This is a genomic window from Duganella sp. 1411 (assembly GCF_017833525.1).
Classification (GTDB): Bacteria; Pseudomonadota; Gammaproteobacteria; order Burkholderiales; family Burkholderiaceae_D; genus Rugamonas.
In genome coordinates this window covers 242,588-263,793 of the sequence record NZ_JAFICD010000004.1, presented here as the reverse complement: position 1 = coordinate 263,793, position 21,206 = coordinate 242,588, and the positions used below count along the sequence as shown (strand labels likewise).

The 21,206-nt window shown below is 67.4% G+C and carries 12 protein-coding genes; 7 read left to right on the top strand and 5 right to left on the bottom strand.

The annotated features are described in order from the left end of the window. The first annotated feature begins 54 nt into the window (after positions 1–54). The 6 genes from JOD97_RS21920 (at position 55) to JOD97_RS21895 (ending at position 11,798) form a co-directional block, all read left to right on the top strand. The gene (locus JOD97_RS21920) at positions 55–1,479 is read left to right on the top strand and encodes an MFS transporter (protein WP_209723302.1); all 1,425 of its coding nucleotides are present in this window, start codon (positions 55–57) and stop codon (positions 1,477–1,479) included. Positions 1,480–1,718: 239 nt separating this feature from the next. Beyond that, positions 1,719–5,075, top strand: a complete 3,357-nt coding sequence (locus tag JOD97_RS21915; protein WP_209723299.1) for a DUF2126 domain-containing protein — start codon at positions 1,719–1,721, stop codon at positions 5,073–5,075. 38 nt (positions 5,076–5,113) lie between these two features. After that, positions 5,114–7,789: a circularly permuted type 2 ATP-grasp protein gene (locus JOD97_RS21910; RefSeq protein ID WP_209723296.1), complete on the top strand. Its 2,676-nt coding sequence runs from the start codon at positions 5,114–5,116 to the stop codon at positions 7,787–7,789. Continuing rightward, a complete protein-coding gene (locus JOD97_RS21905) occupies positions 7,786–8,754 on the top strand; it encodes a transglutaminase family protein (RefSeq protein WP_209723293.1) in 969 nt (322 codons plus the stop codon). The genes JOD97_RS21910 and JOD97_RS21905 overlap by 4 nt, the downstream gene beginning before the upstream one ends. Before the next feature lie 60 nt (positions 8,755–8,814). Next, a complete protein-coding gene (locus tag JOD97_RS21900) occupies positions 8,815–10,455 on the top strand; it encodes a hypothetical protein (protein WP_209723290.1) in 1,641 nt (546 codons plus the stop codon). A gap of 188 nt (positions 10,456–10,643) precedes the next feature. Then, complete coding sequence (locus JOD97_RS21895; RefSeq protein WP_209723287.1) at positions 10,644–11,798, top strand: putative zinc-binding metallopeptidase; 1,155 nt, start codon at positions 10,644–10,646, stop codon at positions 11,796–11,798. 28 nt (positions 11,799–11,826) lie between these two features. On the opposite strand, the gene JOD97_RS21890 is transcribed toward JOD97_RS21895, so the two are convergent. The 4 genes from JOD97_RS21890 to JOD97_RS21875 form a co-directional block, all read right to left on the bottom strand. Continuing rightward, positions 11,827–12,609 (bottom strand): ABC transporter substrate-binding protein, encoded by a 783-nt coding sequence (locus JOD97_RS21890; protein ID WP_229264635.1) that lies wholly within the window; start codon positions 12,607–12,609, stop codon positions 11,827–11,829. A 103-nt stretch (positions 12,610–12,712) separates the two neighbouring features. Further along, a complete protein-coding gene (adhP, locus tag JOD97_RS21885; RefSeq protein WP_209723284.1) occupies positions 12,713–13,741 on the bottom strand; it encodes an alcohol dehydrogenase AdhP in 1,029 nt (342 codons plus the stop codon). Positions 13,742–13,767: 26 nt separating this feature from the next. Then, entirely contained in the window at positions 13,768–15,159 is a 1,392-nt protein-coding gene (locus JOD97_RS21880) for an NAD-dependent succinate-semialdehyde dehydrogenase (protein ID WP_209723269.1), read from the bottom strand. Between the two features lie 113 nt (positions 15,160–15,272). Then, the gene (locus JOD97_RS21875) at positions 15,273–16,628 is read right to left on the bottom strand and encodes a S41 family peptidase (protein WP_209723266.1); all 1,356 of its coding nucleotides are present in this window, start codon (positions 16,626–16,628) and stop codon (positions 15,273–15,275) included. Positions 16,629–16,831: 203 nt separating this feature from the next. Here JOD97_RS21875 and JOD97_RS21870 point away from each other — a divergent pair, with 203 nt between their 5' ends. Then, positions 16,832–17,938, top strand: coding sequence for a catalase family protein (locus tag JOD97_RS21870; RefSeq protein ID WP_209723263.1), 1,107 nt, complete (start codon positions 16,832–16,834; stop codon positions 17,936–17,938). 163 nt (positions 17,939–18,101) lie between these two features. On the opposite strand, the gene JOD97_RS21865 is transcribed toward JOD97_RS21870, so the two are convergent. After that, positions 18,102–21,104, bottom strand: a complete 3,003-nt coding sequence (locus JOD97_RS21865; protein ID WP_209723259.1) for a TonB-dependent receptor — start codon at positions 21,102–21,104, stop codon at positions 18,102–18,104. Positions 21,105–21,206: the final 102 nt, after the last annotated feature.

The following is a 21,206-nucleotide window of genomic DNA, read 5'->3' as shown; positions in this document are numbered from 1 at the left end:
GCTGGCGGGACAACCCCGCCGGCCCGCGCCGAACGACTTTTCAGGATGCCATCCATGCCAAGCACCCCGTCGCAATCGCTGTCCGCGGACAACGCGCCCACGCCCGTTCACGACGCCGGCACCATCGCCGCGCGGCTCGACCGCCTGCCCGCCACCCGCAGCGTGTGGCAACTGGTCGCGCTGCTGGCGCTCGGCTATTTCTTCGAGCTGTACGATCTGCTCTACACGGGCTACGTGGCGCCCGGCCTGGTCAAAAGCGGCATCCTCACGCCGACCACCGTCGGGCTGTTCGGCATGACCGGCGTCGCCAGCTTCATCGCCGCGCTGTTCGGCGGCCTGTTCATCGGCACCATGTGCTGCGGCTTTCTGGCCGATCGCTACGGCCGGCGCGCGGTCTTCACGTGGTCGCTGATCTGGTACGCGGCCGCCAACCTGATCATGGCGACCCAGACCACGGCCTTCGGGCTGAACTTTTGGCGCTTCGTCGTCGGCGTCGGCCTGGGCGTCGAGATGGTGACGATGGCCACCTACCTGTCCGAGATCGTGCCCAAGCACATACGCGGGCGCGCGTTCGCGCTGGCCCAGATGGTCGGCTTCTGCGCCGTGCCGACCGTCGCCTTCCTCTCCTATCAACTGGTGCCGCGCACCGTGTTCGGCGTCGACGGCTGGCGTATCGTCGTCGTGATCGGATGCCATGGCGCGCTGCTGGTCTGGTGGATCCGCCGCCGCTTGCCCGAAAGCCCGCGCTGGCTGGCCATGAAAGGCCGCCACGCGGAGGCGGACCGCGTGATGTGCGCGCTGGAGGCCGCCGTGCGCAAGGAATATGGCCGCGACTTGCCGCCGCCCGCCGCGCCCGAGCCGGTCATCGCCCGTGGCCGCTTCCGCGATCTGTGGGCGCGCCCTTACGGCAAGCGGATCGCGATGATGGCCGTGTTCAATATCTGCCAGACCGTCGGCTTTTATGGCTTTGCCAACTGGGTGCCGTCGCTGCTGATCAAGCAAGGCATCACCGTGACGTCCAGCCTGCTGTATTCGAGCTTGATCGCGCTCGCCGCGCCGCTCGGCCCGCTGATCGGCTTGGTCATCGCCGACCGCTTCGAACGCAAGCATGTGATCGTCTGCATGGCCGCCGTCAACATCGTTTGCGGGCTGATCTTCAGCCAGGCCGCCGGCACCGTGCTGCTGATCGGCATGGGCATCTGCCTGACCTTGGCCGGCAATATTATTTCCTACAGCTACCACGCCTACCAAAGCGAGCTGTTTCCGACCGGCATACGCGCGCGCGCCGTCGGCTTCGTCTATTCGTGGAGCCGCTTCTCGGCCATCTTCACCGCCTTCATCATGGCCGGCGTGCTGGAGCATTTCGGCGTCCAGGCCGCGTTCCTGCTGATCAGCGGCGCGATGGGGATGGTGATGCTGTCGATCGGCATATTCGGCCCGCGCACCCGTAACGTCGCGCTGGAATCGATTTCGCACTGACACGCCGGGGGCGGCGGCGGGTTCGCCGCATCGGGACTGGCGTCGGGAGCCGGGATTTAATGCGGTTTCAGCTACTATGACCAAGCTCACGCAAGTTGACGTCTAATCAACGCGTTCCGCCGGCCCCGAGGGCTGCGGGTACGGATCCTGCTTTATCATCGAGACAATAGATCATCTCCGGCGCCTCGGCAGTGTTGCTGCCTTCGTCCCGTGCAATACTTACCGAAAGGCACTACCGAATGGCCATCCGCGTCGCCCTGCACCACAAGACCAGCTACAAATTCGACCGCCTGGTCACCCTGTCGCCGCACGAGGTGCGCCTGCGCCCGGCGCCGCACGCGCGCACGCCCATCCTGTCGTATTCGCTGAGCATCACGCCGGCGCAGCATTTCCTCAACTGGCAGCAAGATCCGTACGGCAACTATATCGGCCGCGCGGTGTTCCCGGAGGCCACCAGGGAACTCGACTTCACGGTCGATCTGGTCGCCGACATGACGGTCATCAACCCGTTCGACTTCTTCCTCGAGGACTACGCCCAGCACTTCCCGTTCGCCTATCCGGACGCCCTCAAGCTCGAACTGGGCAGCTATCTGCACTTCGAGGAAGATCCCGAGGTCGTCGAGTGGATCGCCATGGCGCGCCGCGACATCCTCAAGAAAGACCTGATGACCAATGACTTCCTGGTCGCGGTCAACCAGCGCCTGCAGGGCGACATCGGCTATCTGGTGCGCATGGAGCCGGGCGTGCAAACCCCCGCCGAGACCTTGGAAAAGCGCTCCGGCTCGTGCCGCGACAGCGGTTGGCTGCTGGTGCAGATCCTGCGCGGAATGGGGCTGGCGGCGCGTTTCGTGTCCGGCTACCTGATTCAATTGAAGGCCGACCAGCAGGCGCTCGACGGCCCCAGCGGCACCGAGGTCGACTTCACCGACCTGCACGCGTGGGCCGAGGTCTACATCCCCGGCGCTGGCTGGATCGGGCTCGATCCGACCTCCGGCATGCTGGCCGGCGAGGGCCACATTCCGTTGGCCTGCACGGCGATCCCGTCGTCGGCGGCGCCGGTCAGCGGCTTCACCGACGTCGCCGAGGTCGAATTCCACCACGTGATGACGGTCACCCGCATCCACGAAGACCCGCGCGTGACCAAACCCTACGCCGACGCCGACTGGCACCGCATCGACGCCCTCGGCCAGCAGGTCGACGCCGACCTGCAAGCGATGGACGTGCGCCTGACCCAGGGCGGCGAGCCGACCTTCGTTTCGATCGACGACATGGACGGCGCCGAGTGGAACACCCTGGCGCACGGCGACAAGAAGCGCGAACTGGCCGGGGAGCTGATGCTGCGCCTGAAGGGCCACTTCGCGCCGGGCGGCATGCTGCACTACGGCCAGGGCAAGTGGTATCCGGGCGAGCCGATGCCGCGCTGGGCGCTCAACATCTTCTGGCGCACCGACGGCCAGCCGATCTGGCGCAATCCGGCGCTGTTCTCGGACGAGAAGAAGGCCGACGGCTACGGCGCCGACCACGCCAAACGCTTCACGGCGGCGTTGGTCAGCACGCTGGGCCTGCCGGCCGACAGCCCGATCCCGGCTTACGAGGACGTCCACGCGCAGGCCCGCGTCGAGCAGGGCCTGCCGGTCAACCTCGATCCGCTCAAGGCCGACCTGAAGGCGCCGGAGGAACGCCGCCGGCTGGCGCGCCTGCTGGAAAATGGCCTCGGCGCGGTGGCCGGCTACGTGCTGCCGCTCAAACCGGAGGAGCTGCCCGAGGACGCCAGGGCGCGCCTGTCGATCGCCGTGCCGACCACCTGGAAGACATCGGCCTGGCCGCTCAAGCGCGAGCACCTGTATCTGATCGAGGGCGAATCGCCGCTCGGCTTGCGGCTGCCATTGAACGCGCTGCCGTGGGTCCATCCGGACGAGGAGGAACCGGAATTCGACCGCGATCCGTTCGAACCGCGCGGACCGCTGGCGCCCGCGGCGAAAGGCGATGGCGTGCCTTCGCACGCCGAGATCGACCTGGCCGCCCGCAAATCGGCCGCCAAGAAAGTCGATCCGGCCCCGGCGCCGCGCGAAGTGATCCACACCGCGCTGTGCGTCGAGGTGCGGAGCGGCCGCCTGCATGTGTTCCTGCCGCCGCTCAAGCGCATCGAGGACTACCTGGCGCTGGTGACGGCGGTCGAAACCACGGCCGCCCACCTGAACATGAAGCTGTGGCTCGAGGGCTACGCGCCGCCGCGCGACCCGCGCGTCAAGCTGCTCAGCGTGACCCCGGACCCGGGCGTCATCGAAGTCAACGTGCAGCCGGCGGCCAGCTGGAAAGAGCTGGTGCACAACATGACCACCTTGTACGAGGAGGCCCGCAAGACCCGCCTGGGCACAGAAAAATTCATGAACGACGGCCGCCACACCGGCACCGGCGGCGGCAACCACGCCACCCTGGGCGGGGCGACGGTCGCCGACAGCCCGATGCTGCGCCGTCCGGACCTGCTCAAAAGCCTGATCACCTACTGGCAAAACCACCCGGCGCTGTCGTACTTGTTCTCCGGCACCTTCATCGGCCCGACCAGCCAGGCGCCGCGCGTGGACGAGGCGCGCGACGACAACCTGTACGAGCTGGCGATCGCCTTCCAGCAGATGGACAAGGTGCTGCCGACGCTGCACGAGGGCGACAAGCCGTGGATGGTCGACCGCCTGCTGCGCAACCTGCTGGTCGATTTGACCGGCAACACGCACCGCTCCGAGTTCTCGATCGATAAGCTGTATTCCCCCGACGGGCCGACCGGCCGTCTCGGTCTGGTAGAATTCCGTGCCTTCGAGATGCCGCCGCACGAGCGTATGAGCCTTCTGCAGATGCTGTTGCTGCGGGCGTTGGTGGCGCGTTTCTGGCGCCAGCCCTACCAGGCCAAGCTGGTCCACTGGGGCACGGCGCTGCACGACCGCTGGATGCTGCCGCACTTCGTGGCGCAGGATATCCGCGACGTCGCGCGCGATCTGCGCGCGGCCGGCTACCAGTTCGAGGAGCATTGGTTCGATCCGTTCATCGAATTCCGCTTCCCGCGCTTCGGCACCGTGGTGTACGAGGGCGTGGAGATGGAGCTGCGCCAGGCGATCGAGCCGTGGAACGTCTTGGGCGAGGAAATGACCGGCGGCGGCACCGCGCGCTACGTCGATTCGTCGGTCGAGCGCATGCAACTGCTGGTGCGCGGCCTGACCGACGGCCGCCACGTGGTCGCCTGCAACGGCCGCATGCTGCCGCTGCACCCGACCGGCGTGCCGGGCGAATACGTGGCCGGGGTGCGCTTCCGCGCGTGGAGCCCGTGGTCCGCGCTGCACCCGAGTATCAAGGTGCAGGCGCCGCTGGTGTTCGACCTGGTCGACACCTGGAGCGGGCGCGCCATCGGCGGCTGCACCTACCACGTGGTGCACCCGGGCGGGCGCAGCGAGGACAGTTCGCCGGTCAACGCCAACGCCGCCGAGGCGCGCCGCTTCGCCCGGTTCTGGGCGCACGGGCACACGCCGGGGCAGATGTACGTTTACAAGGAAGCCCTCAATCCGAGCCTGCCGATGACGCTCGATTTGCGCTGGCAGCCCGATTGAGCGCACTATAGAAGAAGAATTAAAACCGATCGACCGCGATGCCTAAGCAACTGCTATCCAAATATCTGGCCGCACCGGATAGTTTCGACGAAATGCTGGACGCCTCGAAAGAGCCGCGTCCGCATTGGCGCGCCATGTTGGACGGCCTGCGCGCCGAAGCGCCCGATTTGATGCGTCAACGCCTCGAAACGGTGCAGCGCGAGGTGCGCCAGAACGGCGTCACCTACACCGTCTACGGCGACACCAAGGGCACGCACCGGCCGTGGGACCTCAATTTGCTGCCGCTGATCCTGCCGCGCCAGGAATGGGAGGGCATCGAGGCGGCCGTGATCCAGCGCGCCACCTTGCTCAATCGCGTGCTGGGCGACGTCTACGGTCCGCAAACCATGCTCAAGGAAGGTTTGCTGCCGCCGGCGCTGATCCACGGCCACGCCGGCTTCCTGCGCGCTGCCCACGGCATGCGCCATCCGGACGACATCGCGCTGCATTTCTACGCGGTCGACCTGGCGCGCGCGCCCAACGGCCGCTGGTGGGCCACCGCCGACCGCACGCAGTCGCCGTCCGGCGCCGGCTACGCGCTGGAGAACCGCTCCATCATCGGGCGCGGCTTCCCGGCGCTGCTGCGCGACATGAAGGTGCGTCCGCTCGAGGGCTTCTTCGGCACCATGCGCGACAGCCTGGCGCACTGGGGCCGGCGCTGCGCGGCCAACGGCGACGCCCATCCGCTGCGCGCCGGCGAGGCGCCGCTGATCGTGCTGCTCACGCCCGGTCCCTACAACGAAACCTATTATGAACAAGCCTACCTGGCGCGCCACCTCGGCCTGCCGCTGGTGGAGGCGGGCGACCTGACGGTGCGCGCCGGCATCGTGTTCATGAAAACCCTGTCCGGGCTGCGGCGGGTGCACGTCATCATGCGCCGCGTCGACGACGACTTCTGCGACCCGCTGGAGCTGCGTTCCGATTCGGCGCTGGGCGTGGCCGGCCTGACCGAGGCCGCGCGCCGCGGCAACGTGCTGGTGGCCAACAGCCTGGGTTCGAACCTGCTCGAATCGGGCGCCTTGCTCGGCTTCCTGCCGGCGCTCAGCGAACGCCTGCTGGGCCAGCCGCTGCGGATGCCGTCTGTGGCCACCTGGTGGTGCGGCGAGCCGGCCGCGCTGGAGGAGGCGATCGAAAAGCTCGACCAGCTGGTGATCATGCCGGCCTTCCCGCAGCTGCGCCAGGCGCCGGTGTTCGGGCGCGACCTCAAGGACGGCGCGCGCGCCGCGCTGATCGCGCAGATGCGCGCCAATCCGAACAACTACGTCGCGCACGAGCTGGTGCGGCTGTCGCAGGGACCGGTGTACCAGCCGGCCACCGGGCGCCTGAGCGCGCACTCGATCGGCCTGCGCGTGTTCGCCTGCGCCACGCCGGGCGGCTACGTCGTCATGCCGGGCGGGCTGACGCGCGTGGCAACGGGGCCGGACGCGCGCGTCATCACGATGCAGCACGGCGGCGCCAGCAAGGACACCTGGGTGCAGGCCAGCTCGCAGGCGCGCCACCACCAGCCGGTCCCGCGCAGCATGACGGCGCAGGACCTGGTGCGCGACGACACCCACCTGTCGAGCCGCATGGCCGAGAACCTGTTCTGGCTGGGCCGCCACACCGAGCGCTGCGACGACATCGCGCGCCTGCTGCGGGTGGCGCTCAACATCCTGTTCAACGTGCGCGCCGGTTATCCGGGCGCCGAATGGCCGACCGTCGAATCGCTGTGCGCGTGGTTCCAGCTGACCACCGTGCCGGAACCTGAGCCGCCGCGCAACCCCGGCCAGCAAAGCCAGAGCCAGGACCAGCAAAGCCAAAGCCAGGACCAGCAAACCCAGACCCAAAGCCAGAGCCAGGGGCAAGGTCAGAGCCAGGACCAGGGCGCGTCGCCCGAGACGGCGCCGGAACCTGCGCCGGTGGCGCACGACGCGCTGATCGAGGCGGCCTTGCTGCTGGCGGTGGTGTCGCCGGACGTGCCGGGGCTGGCGCGCCAGCAGCAGCAGCTCTACAACACGGCCAGCCAGCTGCGCGAGCGGCTGTCGGTCGACAACTGGCGCGCGCTGAACCGGCTGGTCGAACGCGCCGGCTGCGGCGCGCCGCCGTCGCAATCGGAGGCGATGACCATCCTCGACGACGCCGCCGCCTCGCTGATGACGTTGACCGGTTTCGGCCTCGATGGCATGACGCGCGACATGGGCTGGCGCTTCCTGTCGCTGGGACGGCGCCTGGAGCGGCTGCAATTCCAGAGCATGGTGCTGCGGGCGGCGCTGGGCATGGACCCGGAGGGCAACCTGGACTGGGTGCTGGAGCTGTCCGACAGCATCGTCACCTACCGCGCGCGCTACCGCGCCCAGCCCGAGTGGCTGCCGGTGCTCGACCTGCTGATCCTCGACGACAGCAATCCGCGCTCGATCAGCCACCAGCTGCACGGCGTGCTCGAAGGGCTGAGGAAGATCGCCAAGGTGTACGGCCCGTGCGGCGAACATGACCTGGCGCCCTTGCACGCCGAGTTGCTGGCGCTGTCGCCGGAGGCCGACCTGTATGGCGCCAATCCGCGCCTGATCGACTTGCTGACGCGCGTGCAGCGCGCCAGCGAGGTGATGGCCGAGCAGATCGGACTGCAGTTTTTCAGCTACACGGGCAGCCTGCAAAACAAGTTCGAAACGCCGCGCGCCCCGGGATACCCGCGATGACACAAACCCAAACCCAGCAAACCGCCAGCCCGCTGCCCAACACCGCCAGCGACGCGCCGCCGCCGCCGCCGGCCGCGTGCGCGCGCTACCTGGTGGTGCACCAGACCCGCTACGGTTATCAGAGCGCGGTGTCGCTGTCGCAGCAGTACCTGCACATGACGCCACGCTCGTTCGACTACCAGCGCACCGAATCGCACCGCATCGTCACCGAGCCGCCGGCCGAGGACATCACCGACGGCGCCGATTACTTCGGCAACCTGACGCGCCACTTCAGCATCACGGCGCCGCACGGCCACCTGCTGGTGCACGTCGAATCGACGCTGGCGCTGTATCCGCGTCCGACGGTGGAGCGGATCGCCGGCGGCGCGCCGTGGGAGCGGGTGCGCGACCGCATGCTCACCGACCGCGGCGACGCCACGCTGGAGGCGTGCCGCTACCTGTACGCGTCGCCGCACGTGAGTCTGAGTCCGGAGCTGGCCGACTACGCGCGCGCCAGCTTCGGCGCCGGCCGGCCGCTGCTCGACGCCGCGCTCGACCTGACGCGGCGCATCTTCGACGACTTCGAATTCGACAGCAGCGCCACCGACATCTCGACGCCGCTCGAACAGGTGCTGCGCGGACGGCGTGGCGTGTGCCAAGACTTCGCGCAGCTGATGATCGGCGGCCTGCGCAGCCTGGGTCTGCCGGCGCGCTACATGAGCGGCTATCTGCTGACGCACCCGCCGGAAGGGCAGCCGCGCATGATCGGCGCCGACGCCTCGCACGCCTGGGTGTCGGTGTACGAGCCGGCGCTGGGCTGGATCGATTTCGACCCGACCAACCGCTGCCTGGTGCAGCACGAGCACATCGTCACCGGCTGGGGGCGCGACTTCAGCGACGTCACGCCGATGCGCGGCATCGTGCTCGGCGGCGGCGAGCAGGCGTTGCAGGTCAATGTCACGGTCACGCCGCTGGAGCTGACTTGAACTGGCAACCGCAGGGGCGATAGCGCAACAAAAAACCACTCGGAGACAAGGATAGGACGTATGAAGTACTGGCATATTGTTCTGTCCACCGTGGTTTGGACCTTGTCGCCGCTCGCGAGCGGACAGGGAGTTGACGTCCATCTGCGCTTACTGAAGCCGGACGCGATTGAAGTCGGCTACACCTTGCCACCGCAATGCGCCGCTGTGCCCTTTATCAAAAACGGGCCGGATGGCGGGCAAACACGCGCCAATTGGCAAGCGCTGGACGACTGCGGCGCCGCCGGCGCCGACCAACTGACCCGCGGCAAGGGCGTTTGTCCCGTACTGCGCTTCCGCGTGCCGACGGCGACCAATCTGCCGGGGTATCCGGCGGCGTTCCCGTTGGGGCAGGGCGCGTATGTCCACCTGTCCAATTACGCCCTGGCCGATAGCTGCGGCAAGGTCGCTTACCATTTTTCCGCGCCCGGCATCTTGATGGACGGCCGATCCCACCGGGACCAAGCGGTGGCCAACGCCGGCGAAGACACGGCGGCACTGTTGTTGCAGACACCGCAGGCACAACATGACGGCGGGGCGGTGGCGTGGTTCGATCCCCGCCTGTCCGCGGCGACGGTGGCACAGATCAATCTTGTGGCGAACGGCACGGTAAATTACTTGCGCGGCGCGCTGCCGGACGCCAAGTACAAGTCGCCGATCATGGCGGCGGTGTACGCCACCCGGCCGGGCGGCCCGAGCATCGGCGGCGACGCCAGCGACGTGCTGCGTTTGTCGTTGTTCAACTGGCCGGCCGATCCGGGTCCGGCCGAACGGGCCAGCTTGAGAGTGCTTGTGGCGCATGAGTTCAGCCACCGCTTCCAGCTGCGCGACGCGGTCGACGAGTATGCCGACGCACGCCTGATCCACGAAGGCGGCGGCGAATTTTTGCGCTGGATGACCTCTGTGCGGCAAGGCTGGATCACGCCTGCGGAGGCGGCCGCCGATCTCGATCAGGCGTGGAGCAACTGTGGCCTGTATGTCGAGCGGCAAAGCTGGCGTGGCATGTCGCCGCGTTTCATCCTTGGCAACCGGCTGGAGTACAGCTGTGGCCTGGCGGTGTACACATATGTGCTGGCGGCGCGCCAGGGCGCGGGCACGGCGATGTCGCGCATCAACGGTTTCTATAAAACGCTGGGCGACGGCGGTAAACCTGATTTCGGCCGATCGCTCGAGTGCGGCGACACCTCGCCTTGCGAACCACGCTGGCTGCGCGCGTTGCTGGGCGCGGACGGCGCCATGGCGCAACATTGGATCGAACTGTTCGACGCGACCGGACTGGCCACGCCGCAACCGCCCACGCAGGCGCAGCGTGACGCGATGGTGTTGCGTGCGATGGTCAAGTTAATGATGGACAATTGCGGCGGCAGCAGCGGAACGACCGAAACGCCGGAGGGGATCATCCTGGACGGCATCGAAGGCTGCCAAACATTCGCCAAAGACGCCTACGTGACGCGCATCGAGGGCTTGCCGGTGTTTGGCGACGCCGCCACCGGCGACGCTATCGCGGCGGCCTGTACGCAACGCCAGCGGATCGAACTGGGTTTGCGGGATGGCGGAAAACTCGACGCGCCATGCCAGCAGCCTTACCAGCGGCAAACGCGGTTCTACCATGCCGACATCGACAAGGTACTTGCCTCGCTGACGGCGGCAGGTGGCGCGGACTAGTATCGGTCGGCCTGTTTCACCCCGGCACGCTCCCGCCGAATCTGCCGGTCGGTTACCGCTCGTCGATCGCGGCGTGGGCGCGACAAGGCGCCCCTATGCGCGCTGGCTAACTGAACTACACGCGCCGGATGGTTATCATGTCTGCCAGCGTGCCCTCCGGCGATCGCACCAACCCTCTTCCAGGCAAAATGAAAACCTTCCACTGCGACAAGTGTTCGCAACAAGTCTTCTTCGAAAACACGCTGTGCTTCAATTGCGACAGCATGCTCGGCTACCAGCCCGACCAGCGCGTCGTCAGCAGCTTCGAGGCGGCCGGGGAGGGCACATGGCGCAGCCTGAACAAGAATGACGCGGGCCGCCTCTACAAGCAATGCAGCAACTACGCCACCCAGCACGTGTGCAACTGGATGCTCGACGCCGACGATCCCAACGAGTTGTGCGCCTCGTGCCAGTTGACGGTGGTCATCCCCACCCTGAGCAGCGAAAAGAACCACCTGTTCTGGCAGCGGCTGGAATCGGCCAAGCGCCGCCTGCTGTATTCGCTGTATTCGCTGCACCTGACGCCCGTGTCCAAGGAGGTGGACGAGGAAACCGGCCTGGCCTTCCAGTTCCTCGAGGACGGCCCGGGCGACGACGAGCGGGTGATGACCGGCCACGACAACGGCCTGATCACGCTCAACATCGCCGAGGCCGACCCGGCCCAGCGCGAGCGCACGCGCGAGCAGATGCACGAGCACTACCGCACCCTGCTCGGTCATTTTCGCCACGAAAGCGGGCACTATTATTTCGACCGCCTGATCGCCGACAGCGCATGGCTCGACGGCTACCGCGACCTGTTCGGCGACGAGCGCCAGGACTACGGCGAGAGCCTGAAAAAGCACTACGACAACGGCGCGCCGGCCGACTGGGAACAGCACTACATCAGCACCTACGCCAGCTCGCACCCGTGGGAGGACTGGGCCGAGACTTGGGCGCACTACCTGCACATGATCGATACGCTGGAGACGGCGCACGCCTGCGGCCTGTCGCTCAAGCCGCGCAAAAAGGAGGAGCCGGCAATGGTGATCACCGCGCCGCCGCTGAAAATCGATTCCTTCGACGAAATCATCGCCGACTGGTTCGCGCTGACCTATGTGCTCAACAGCTTGAACCGCAGCGTCGGCACGCCGGACTCGTATCCGTTCAAGCTGCCCACGCCGGTGCAGGAGAAGCTGCACTTCATCCACAAGGTGGTGCTGGCGCACGTCGACCAGAACAAGAGCCGGGCCAAACCCCAGGCCAAGGCGGCCCCGCCCGTGGCGGTGGCCGGGGCGAAAGCCACATCGCCGGCGCCGGCGGTGTGACGCGCCGGCCCATCCACCGCCGGCCGCCTCACGGCCTGGCCGGCGGCGGATGGGCCTCCTGCATGTCGCGCCAGTAGTCGCGCTCCAACCCGGCCAGGTCGACCGTGCGCGCGGCTTGGTCGAACGCCCGCTGTTGTTTCAGCCCTTGCGCCGTGTGCTGGAAGCAGACGTGCACCTGGCGCGCGGCGAACAGGTTGTCGGCGATGCCGACCAGTTCGCGCTCGGCCGGCGTGTAGCGGCCCGCCGCCAGCAGGTAGCGCAGGCTGCGTTTTTCGATGACGATGGCGCCGAAGCGGCGCGCCAGCAGCTTGCGCAGATTGAGCTCGTCGCTGGTGGCTTCCTCGACCGCGAGCGCGCCCGAGCGCGCCAGGCCGTCGAACTGCTCGCCGTTGGAGTAGCCGGCCACGGTGCCGATGCGCAGCCCGCGCAGATCGGTCAGCGCGGCGGCGGCCACCGGTTTGTCCTTCAGATAGGCCAGCACCGTTTGCCGGCTGCCGACGGCGCTGGAGAAATAACACAGTTTTTCGCGCTCCGGCGTGCGCGACATCGCCACCGCGCCGGCGTAGCGGCGGTCGTGCAGGCCCAGTTCCAGCGCGCGCTTCCACGGATAGTAGTCGATCCGCACGGCGTAGCCCATGCGCGTGACCACCGCGCCGAGCAGCGCGCCGGTGACGCCGTCGCCGGGCAGCGAACGGCTGAAATACGGCGGCCATTCCTCGGCGGCGAAACGCAACACCGGCGCCTCGGTGGCGAGCGCCGGCGCGGTCAGCAGCAAACCTGTGCAAAATTTCAACAGCCGTAACAGCTTCAAGCGGCCCCCAATCCCTCCGCGGCGCGGGTAATAGCGGAAGACTATGCTCCCACAAATCGCCGGGCTCGGCAAAGATTTGTTGCCGGCGGGAGAAGCGGGCCGTTTAGTGCTCCAGGTCGAGCACGATGCGCCCCTCGATATTGCCCTTGCGCATGCGGGACAACACGTCGTTGATGTTCTCCAGCTTGTCCGTGCTGACGGTCGCGCGCACCTTGCCGAGGGCGGCGAAGTCGAGTGCTTCTTGCAAGTCGAGCCGGGTGCCGACGATCGAGCCGCGCACGGTGATGCCGTTGAGCACCGTGTCAAAGATCGACAGCGGGAAGTCGCCCGGCGGCAGGCCGTTGAGCGAGACCGTGCCGCCGCGCCGCACCATGCCCAGCGCCTGCTGGAACGCCTTGGCCGAGACGGCCGTCACCAGCACGCCGTGGGTGCCGCCGAGCTCCTTCTGGATGAAGGCGGCCGGATCGGTGGTGAGGGCGTTGACCGTCACCGCCGCGCCCAGCCGCCTGGCCAGCGCCAGCTTGGTGTCGTCGATGTCGACCGCCACCACGTTCAAGCCCATGGCCGTGGCGTACTGCACCGCCATGTGGCCCAGTCCGCCGATGCCGGAGATCGTGACCCAATCGCCGGGCTTGGTGTCGGTGACCTTCAAGCCCTTGTAGACGGTGACGCCGGCGCACAGCACCGGGGCGATGTCGACGAAGCCGACGCTGGCGGGCAGGTGGCCGACGAAGTTGGGGTCGGCCAGCACGTATTCGGCGAAGCTGCCGTTGACCGAGTAGCCAGTGTTTTGCTGTTCGTGGCACAAGGTTTCCCAGCCGCCCAGGCAGTGCGCGCAGTGGCCGCAGGCCGTGTACAGCCATGGCACGCCGACGCGGTCGCCCTCCTTGACGTGGCGCACGCCGGCGCCGACGGCGGCCACGTAACCGACGCCCTCGTGGCCGGGGATGAACGGCGGCTTCGGCTTGACCGGCCAGTCGCCCTCGGCGGCGTGCAGGTCGGTGTGGCAGACGCCGGCGGCGGCGACCTTGACCAGGATCTGGCCGGGGCCGACCTGCGGCACGGGCGCCTCCTCGATCACCAGCGGCTGGCCGAATTCGCGGACGACCGCCGCCTTCATGGTTTTTTGCATGATGTGACTCCTTGATAGTGGGGGAATTAGAACGGCGCGTCGATGTCGACCACGTCGATCAGCTTGTGGTTGACGAATTCCTTGATGCCCAGTCCGATCAGTTCGCGGCCGTAGCCGGAGCGGCCGATGCCGCCGAACGGCAGGTCGGCCTTGACCATCGTCGGATGGTTGATGAACACCATGCCGGTGGCGATTTGTTTGGCCACCTCGACGCCGCGCGCGGTGTCGGCGGTGAACACCGAGCCGCCCAGGCCGAACGGCGTGTCGTTGGCGATGCGCACTGCGTCGGCCTCGTCGGCGGCGCGGAACAGCATCGAGACGGGGCCGAAGAATTCCCAATGGCGGGCCGGGTTGTCCGCGCCCAGGTTCGACAGGATGGTCGGCTGCACGAACGCGCCGCCGGCCGGCACCGGCGGCCCGACCTCGGTCGCGGTGGCGCCGAACACGACGGCTTGGCGGATCTTGTCGCGGATCTCGTCGGCGGCGGCGCGCGACGACAACGGCGCCAGGGTGGTGGCGGCGTCGAACGGGTCGCCGGCGCGCAACGCCGCCACGCCGCTGGCGTAGCGCTCGGCGAAGGCGTCGTAGACGGCGTCGACGATGATCATGCGCTTGGACGACACGCACACCTGGCCGCCGTTCCAGTGGCGGCCGAACACGGCCCACTTGACCGTCTTGTCGAGGTCGGCGTCGGCCAGCACCACGAAGGCGTCGGCGCCGCCCAGCTCCATGGTCGACTTCTTGAGCGCCTTGCCGGCCTGCGCGGCGACGACCGCGCCGGCCGCCTCCGACCCGGTCAGCGCCACGCCGTGCACGCGCGGGTCGTTGAGGATGGCCTCGATCTGCGCGCGCGTGGCGTACAGGTTCTGGAAGGCGCCGGCGGGCAGGCCGGCGTCGCGCATCAGGCGCTCGAAGGCGGCCGCGCTCTGCGGCACGTTGGACGCGTGCTTGAGCAGCATCGTGTTGCCGGCCGACAGTTGCGGCGCGATGATGCGGGCGATCTGATAGTAGGGGAAGTTCCACGGCTCGATCGCCAGCAGCACGCCGAGCGGCTCGTGCACCAGCATGGCCTGGCCCTCGTCGGCGCTGGCCACCGGCAGCGGCTGCGGCGCCAGCAAGGCCTCGGCGTGCTGCGCGTAATAGTCGAAGATGTCGGCCGCCAGCGCCACCTCGGCGCGGGCCTCGGCCAGCAGCTTGCCCATTTCCAGGGTCAGCAGGCGGGCGTAGTCGTCGCACTGGCTGCGCAGCAGCCCGGCGGCGGCGCGCATCACCGTGGCGCGCACGGCAAAGCTGGTGTGCTTCCACGTCTGGAACGCCGCGTGGGCCTGGTCGATGGCGATGGCCACCTCGGCGTCGGTGGCGTCGGCAAAGGATCTCACCAGCTCGCTGGTGTATGGGTTGATGCTGGCGTACGGCATTGGGACTCCCTCATGTGTGATAGCGCATGGGGACCAGTCTCCGCCTTACTACCCGCAAAAACTATGATCTAGATCAAGATATGCCGACACCACTGATGTTCCGCGGTTGTCCGTCAAAGCGACTTCAACACCGCCTCGACCAGTTCGCCGCTGTCGTACGGACTGTCCGGCAACAGCAGGTCCGGCCGCACCAGCGCCGGGGTGGCGGCGCCGGAGGGACGCTGGAAAATCAGGCGCGGCACGCCCAGCGTCAGCCCGCTGCCGGGGAGCACGAAGTTCTGCGTGCCGCCGCTTTGCCGCGCGCGCGCCGTGCCCGCCGCGCCGGCCACTTTGGCGAAACCGAAGTCTTGCACCACATTGCTGAACAATATGGCCGAGGAATACGTGTTGCGCCCGACCAACACGTACGTGGCGCCGCCAAAATGCAAGGGATCGTCCGGTTGCGGCGGCACCCACCGGTCGATCGTGCCGTCGATCACGTCGCCAAGCGCTTCGGTGGCGCTCTCACGCCCCTTGACGACCTTTTTCTTGTAGGTCGACGCCCAGCGGTACGGCTTGTCGGCGATGTAGCGCAGAATGCCGTCCATCCACATGTCGTCGTTGCCGCCGCCGTTGGCGCGCACGTCGATCAGCAGCGTCTTGACCTTGGCCTCGCGCAGCCGGGCGAAGGCGCGTTCGGTGAAATCGGTGAATTGCTTTTTGTCGGGCCAATAAAACGTGTTGACCGTCAGCAGCGCGGCGCCGCCCGGCAGCAGCTCGAAACGGAACTGCCGGGCGAACTGCGATGATCCAGCCAGGTAGGCTGGCATGGCGCCGCCCGCCGCCGCGCGCAGCTGGCGTCCATCGGCCGTCAGCAGGTCGAACGCGGGCACGTCGCCGTACATCTTCCAGTAGAGGAAAGGCCAGCGCGTCGACAGCAGGTCGGCGCGGAACGCCGCCGTGTCGCCATGGCAGCGCTCAAGCAACTCGGCGACGATGCGGCGCGCCGGCACGCCGTTGATCCGCTCGATGCGCACGCCGCCGAGTGCCGAGGCGGCGCCGCCCAGCTCGGCGCGGATGGTCAAGCCGCCTTGCGCGTCCGCCACCACCTCATAAGGGAAAAAACCGCCGCCGCCGGCGAGGAACGCCGCGCTCTGGCCGGCGGCGTCGGGTTGCGTCAAGGCCATGTGGGCGTCGGCGTACACCGGGTTGAGCGTCGCCATCAGCCGCCAGGCCTCGTCGCGCGTCATCGGTTTGTTCAGCTGGGCGTCGATGCGCTGGTAGGTTTGCCGCAATTGTTCGGTGTCGGCTGAAAATCCGGGATCGGGATGGGTGCTGGCGACGGCGTCCTGCACGAAGCGCAGGTCCGCGCGCAACTGTTCTGGTGTGAAAACGGGTGCGGCCTGCGGCTGTGCGCGGGCGCCGCCGCACAGCGCGATGGCGATCAGCGCCAGCAGGGCCGGGCGGGAGAAGGGAAGTGTGCGTGTCATTGGTATCCGTGGGTAAAAACCATGGCGGAAATGTAACACTCGTGCGCGGCCCTGGCCAACGGCGGGCGACGAACGGCGGTTTTGACGGCGTGAAACGCGTTATTGCCGCCTTGGCACAGTTGTTCGGTGTGCCACGCAACAGACGCCTGGGGTCGATGCCGGCATCATCGGCAGGTCAGCCAACCAGCCCGCAGGATATTAAAATGGATTTCCCCACCCGCCATCCGAATCAACCGTTGCCCTACGATCCCTCCTACGAGATCGAGGAGGAGGACGAGGCGAAGACCATCGCCGAATTGCAGGAGACGATGCGCGGGATCGCCGAGACCGTCCACAAGGACAGCGGCCACGCGCCGCGCGGCGTGCACGCCAAGAGCCACGGCCTGCTGCGCGGCCAGCTGCGGGTGCTGGACCGCATTCCGCCCGACTACGCGCAGGGCTTGTTCGCGACCGCCGGCGAGTATCCGGTGGTGATGCGGCTGTCGACCACGCCGGGCGACCGGCTCGACGACAAGGTGTCGACGCCGCGCGGCATGGCGCTCAAGATCATCGGCGTGCCCGGCGAGCGCCTGCCTGACGGCGTCGGCGACAGCACGCAGGATATTGTCATGGTCAACGGGCCGGTATTCCTGGCGCCGACCGCCAAGCAGTTCCTCGGCAGCGCCAAGCTGCTGGCCGCCACCACCGACAAGGTGCCGGCGCTGAAGAAGGCGTTCTCGGCGGCCTTGCAGGGCGCGGAGAAGGCGATCGAGGCGGTCGGCGGCGAGAGCGCCACGCTCAAGAGCCTGGGCGGCCATCCGGAAACCCACATCCTCGGCGAGACCTTTTTCACCCAGGTGCCGGTGTTGTTCGGCCGTTACATGGCCAAGCTGTCGCTGGTGCCGGTGTCGCCCGAGCTGGTGGCGCTGAAGGACAAGCCGGTCGATCTGGAGCACAAGCCGAACGGCCTGCGCGGCGCTGTGGTCGACTTCATGAGCGAACACGGCGCCGAGTGGGAGTTGCGCGCGCAGCTGTGCACCGACCTGGCGACGATGCCGATCGAGGACCCGACGGTTGAATGGACCAGCCCGTGGGTGGCTGTGGCGCGCATCAGCGCCGCGCCGCAGGCCGGCTGGACGCACGGTCTGTCGCAACTGGTGGACGAGGGCATGAGTTTCAGCCCGTGGCATTGTGTCGCCGCGCACCGGCCGCTGGGGTCGATCATGCGGGTGCGGCGCGCGGTGTACGCGGCGTCGGCACGTTTCCGCGCCGAGCGCAACGGCATGGCGATCGCCGAGCCGGTCAACCTCGACCATTGGCGCGAGCATTGAGCGGTTGGGACCTCCGGCGGAGCATAGATGGCGGATTACGCTACGCTAATCCGCCCTACGTGTCTCCAACGCGAACCGTAGGTTGAATGACCTCGGAAACACGTAGGGCGGATTAGGCGATAGCCGTAATCCGCCATGCAAAATCCGTCGGCGGCGCCCGCGATCAATACTTGTAATTCAACCCCACCACGAACGTCCGCCCGGAATGCACATACAACAGCGTGTCGTTGCGCTGGCTATCACGGCCATAACGCAGCGGCGTGTCGTTCAGGTTCTGCCCCTCCAGACTGACGCGCAACTGCGGCGTGATGTTATACGACATGCTGAAATCGACATTGGTCGAGCCGTCGACAATGGTGAAGTCATGCCCCTGCACATCACCCAGCACGTTGAGCAGATACGACGAGCGGTGCGCCGCCGACACCCGCGCGCTGAACTTCTTATCCTCATAGAACAAGGTCAGGTTGTGCGCCTTGGGCGACAAGCCGGTGAAGTTGGCGCGCCGCGTCAGTTGCTCGTTGGCGGCCGTGTTCGGATTGTCGACCCGCGTGATGTAGGTGATCTTCGAATCGACGTGCGTGTAATTGGCCAGCAAACCGAAATTGGCCCAGATGCCCGGCAGGAAGCTGAACGGCGCCTGCAGGTTGAACTCGTACCCGGTCAGCGGCCCGCCCGGCGTGTTGACCTGGCGGTTGACCACCACCGTGGTGCCGGGCAGGGTGGCGCAGGCCGGCGTGCCGCCGGTGATGCTGCAGCCGCCGCCGAGCAATATCGATTCCGGCAGCCCCAGTGACGAGAACACGGCGCGCTCCGACACGCCCTGGATGAAGGTGCCGATGTCCTTGTGGAAGGCGCCCACCGACACCATCGCGTTCTTGGCGTAGTACCACTCGGCCTGCACGTCGTAGGTCTTGGCGCGGATCGGCGCCAGGTTCGGATTGCCGATCGTCACCGTCTGCACCTGCGTGCTGAGGGTGGTTGACGGCGCCAGGTCGGTGTACTCCGGCCGCGCCAGGGTCTTGCCGGCCGAGAAGCGCAGCATGACGTCGTGCGGCAGCGTGGCCGAGACGTTGAGCGCCGGCAGGTTGTCGCGGTAGCTGTTCTTGAAGCGCGCCGGCTCCAGCACGCCGTTGGCGTTGAGCATGGCGAAGGTGTCGACGTCGGTGCGGGCGTGGCGCACGCCGACGTTGCCGCGCAGCGGAATCGAGAACACGTCGTACTTGAAGTCGGCCGCCAGGAACAGCGCCTTGATCGATTCGTCGACGCCGCGGTTGGCCTGGTTCAGATAGTTGTAGCTGGAACCGGGCACCTCGGTGCAATGGCATTCGATGTTGTAGACCTTGAGGAACTTGTCGAGGTCGACCGCCGCCCACGAGCCGGGCACGCCGCTGCCGCCCAAGCCCTTGCCGAAGCCGCTGATCTGGCGCGTGATGTCGCCCATGCCGACGCCGGCCGGCAAGGTCAGGCCGTTGCCGCCGGAGCCGATCTCGACGTTGGACCAGGTGTTGTCGCGCTTGGACAAGCCGGTGCGCAAGGTCAGGTTGTCGTTGAGCTCGTAGCTGGCGTTGACCTGGTTGGTCTTCAGCGTGTTGCGCGTGTGCAGATAGCGGCCGACGAACTGGCCGTGGAAGGTGCCGTCGGCCTCCTGCGGCGCGAAGCTGAAGCTGTTCGGATTGGCGACGTCGACGCCGAAGTTCATCGACGGCACGTTGCGGTTGTTGCGGAAGTCGTAAGAGAAGCCGTTGGCGTTGGGCGAATCGAATTGCACGGTGGTGCGCTGCGGCTCGTCCAGGTCCGAGCGCGACTGGCCGCTCAGGAAGTCGATCTTCAGGCGGTCGGTGACGTCGTGGCGGCCCGACACCACGTACTGGCGGAACAAGGTCGAGTAGACGTCGAGCAAGCCCTCGCTGCGGATGTCGACCGCGTTGAACTTGCCGTAGTCCCAGCTGCCGGCGTCGTTGAAGTGGCTCTCCAGGATCGACGTTTGCGGCTTGCCGTTTGATTGCCCCAGGCTGCGGCCGAACGAGATGGCCGAGATGTAGTTGTCGTAGCGCTTGTTGTTGAACTTGCCGCCGAGCAGGTCGAGGTTGAGTTCGGTGGCGCTGTTGGGCCGCCATTGCAGCGAGCCGGTCAGGCCGGAGCGCTCGTACTGCGTCATCGAGCGGCGGTAGCGCGGAATGCGCGGCGCGAACGCGCCCGAGCCGGGCAGCGGGTTGGCCACGGTGCCGCCGTAGTTGTCGGTGCGCGACATGACGTCGTTGTAGGCGGCCGGGTTGGAGGTGCGCGGCACGCCGAAGCCGCAGTTGGCCGCGGTGATGCCCTTGACGGCGTTGTTGGCCGGGTTCTGCGGCGCGTAGCCGGCCGGCGAGCAAAAGCCGCCGTCGTTGCTGGCGCTGAGCAGCTCGACCGCCTCGTAGCCTTCCTCCTGCACCGTGCGCTTGGAGTAGGCGGCCGAGACCAGCGCGCCGAACTGGCCGTACGGCGTCTTCCAGCGGTCCGACAGCAGCGCCGTCACGCGCGGGCTGTATTTTTCCGACAGCGAATTGTGCATCTCCTGCGCGCCCAGGCTGAAGGTGCGGCCCTTGAAGTCGAACGGGCGCGCCGTGCGCAGGTCGACGGTGGCGCCGAGCGAGCCTTCCTCGACGCTGGCCTCGGAGGTCTTGCGCACCTCGAGGCTATTGAATAGTTCGGAGGCGAACACGGAAAAGTCGAAGCCGCGGCCGCGGTTGGTGCTGCCGTTGATGTCGGAGGCGCCGGTGGCCGTCACGCCCTCGATGCCGTTGATGCGCACGCGCGTGAAACCGGCGTTGAGGCCGCGCACGGTGATCTGCTTGCCCTCGCCGCCGTCGCCGCGCGTGAGCGACACGCCCGGCACCCGCTGCAAGGATTCGGCCAGGTTGGCGTCGGGGAACTTGGCGATGTCCTCGGCCTTGATGACGTCGATGATGCCGTCGCTCGAGCGCTTGGTGTTGAGCGCGCTGTTGAGGCTGGCGCGGAAGCCGGTCACGACCACCACGGAATCAGCCGGTGCGGCCGGCGCGGCCGCCGCTTCGGTCGGTTGGGAGGTTTGTGCCCGCGCGGGGGCCATGGCGGCCAGCGCGGCCAGCGCGCCGACGACGGCGAGGACGGACGGTTTGAGCGGACTGCGGGCGTTCCGGTTCTTCATGCGTATCCTTTTGTATTTTTTGTTGCTGTGTGGATGTCTCTCCCTGTGTGGGAAAACCGATCATATGCGAGTTCAACGCGCGAAAAATCGGCGCCGGGGAAA

Excerpts from the sequence above, each read along its gene's own strand:
- JOD97_RS21920 (WP_209723302.1), top strand. The coding sequence starts at position 55 with ATGCCAAGCACCCCGTCGCAATCGCTGTCCGCGGACAACGCGCCCACG.
- JOD97_RS21915 (WP_209723299.1), top strand. The coding sequence starts at position 1,719 with ATGGCCATCCGCGTCGCCCTGCACCACAAGACCAGCTACAAATTCGAC.
- JOD97_RS21910 (WP_209723296.1), top strand. The coding sequence starts at position 5,114 with ATGCCTAAGCAACTGCTATCCAAATATCTGGCCGCACCGGATAGTTTC.
- JOD97_RS21905 (WP_209723293.1), top strand. The coding sequence starts at position 7,786 with ATGACACAAACCCAAACCCAGCAAACCGCCAGCCCGCTGCCCAACACC.
- JOD97_RS21900 (WP_209723290.1), top strand. The coding sequence starts at position 8,815 with ATGAAGTACTGGCATATTGTTCTGTCCACCGTGGTTTGGACCTTGTCG.
- JOD97_RS21895 (WP_209723287.1), top strand. The coding sequence starts at position 10,644 with ATGAAAACCTTCCACTGCGACAAGTGTTCGCAACAAGTCTTCTTCGAA.
- adhP (WP_209723284.1), bottom strand. The coding sequence starts at position 13,741 with ATGCAAAAAACCATGAAGGCGGCGGTCGTCCGCGAATTCGGCCAGCCG.
- JOD97_RS21880 (WP_209723269.1), bottom strand. The coding sequence starts at position 15,159 with ATGCCGTACGCCAGCATCAACCCATACACCAGCGAGCTGGTGAGATCC.
- JOD97_RS21875 (WP_209723266.1), bottom strand. The coding sequence starts at position 16,628 with ATGACACGCACACTTCCCTTCTCCCGCCCGGCCCTGCTGGCGCTGATC.
- JOD97_RS21870 (WP_209723263.1), top strand. The coding sequence starts at position 16,832 with ATGGATTTCCCCACCCGCCATCCGAATCAACCGTTGCCCTACGATCCC.
- JOD97_RS21865 (WP_209723259.1), bottom strand. The coding sequence starts at position 21,104 with ATGAAGAACCGGAACGCCCGCAGTCCGCTCAAACCGTCCGTCCTCGCC.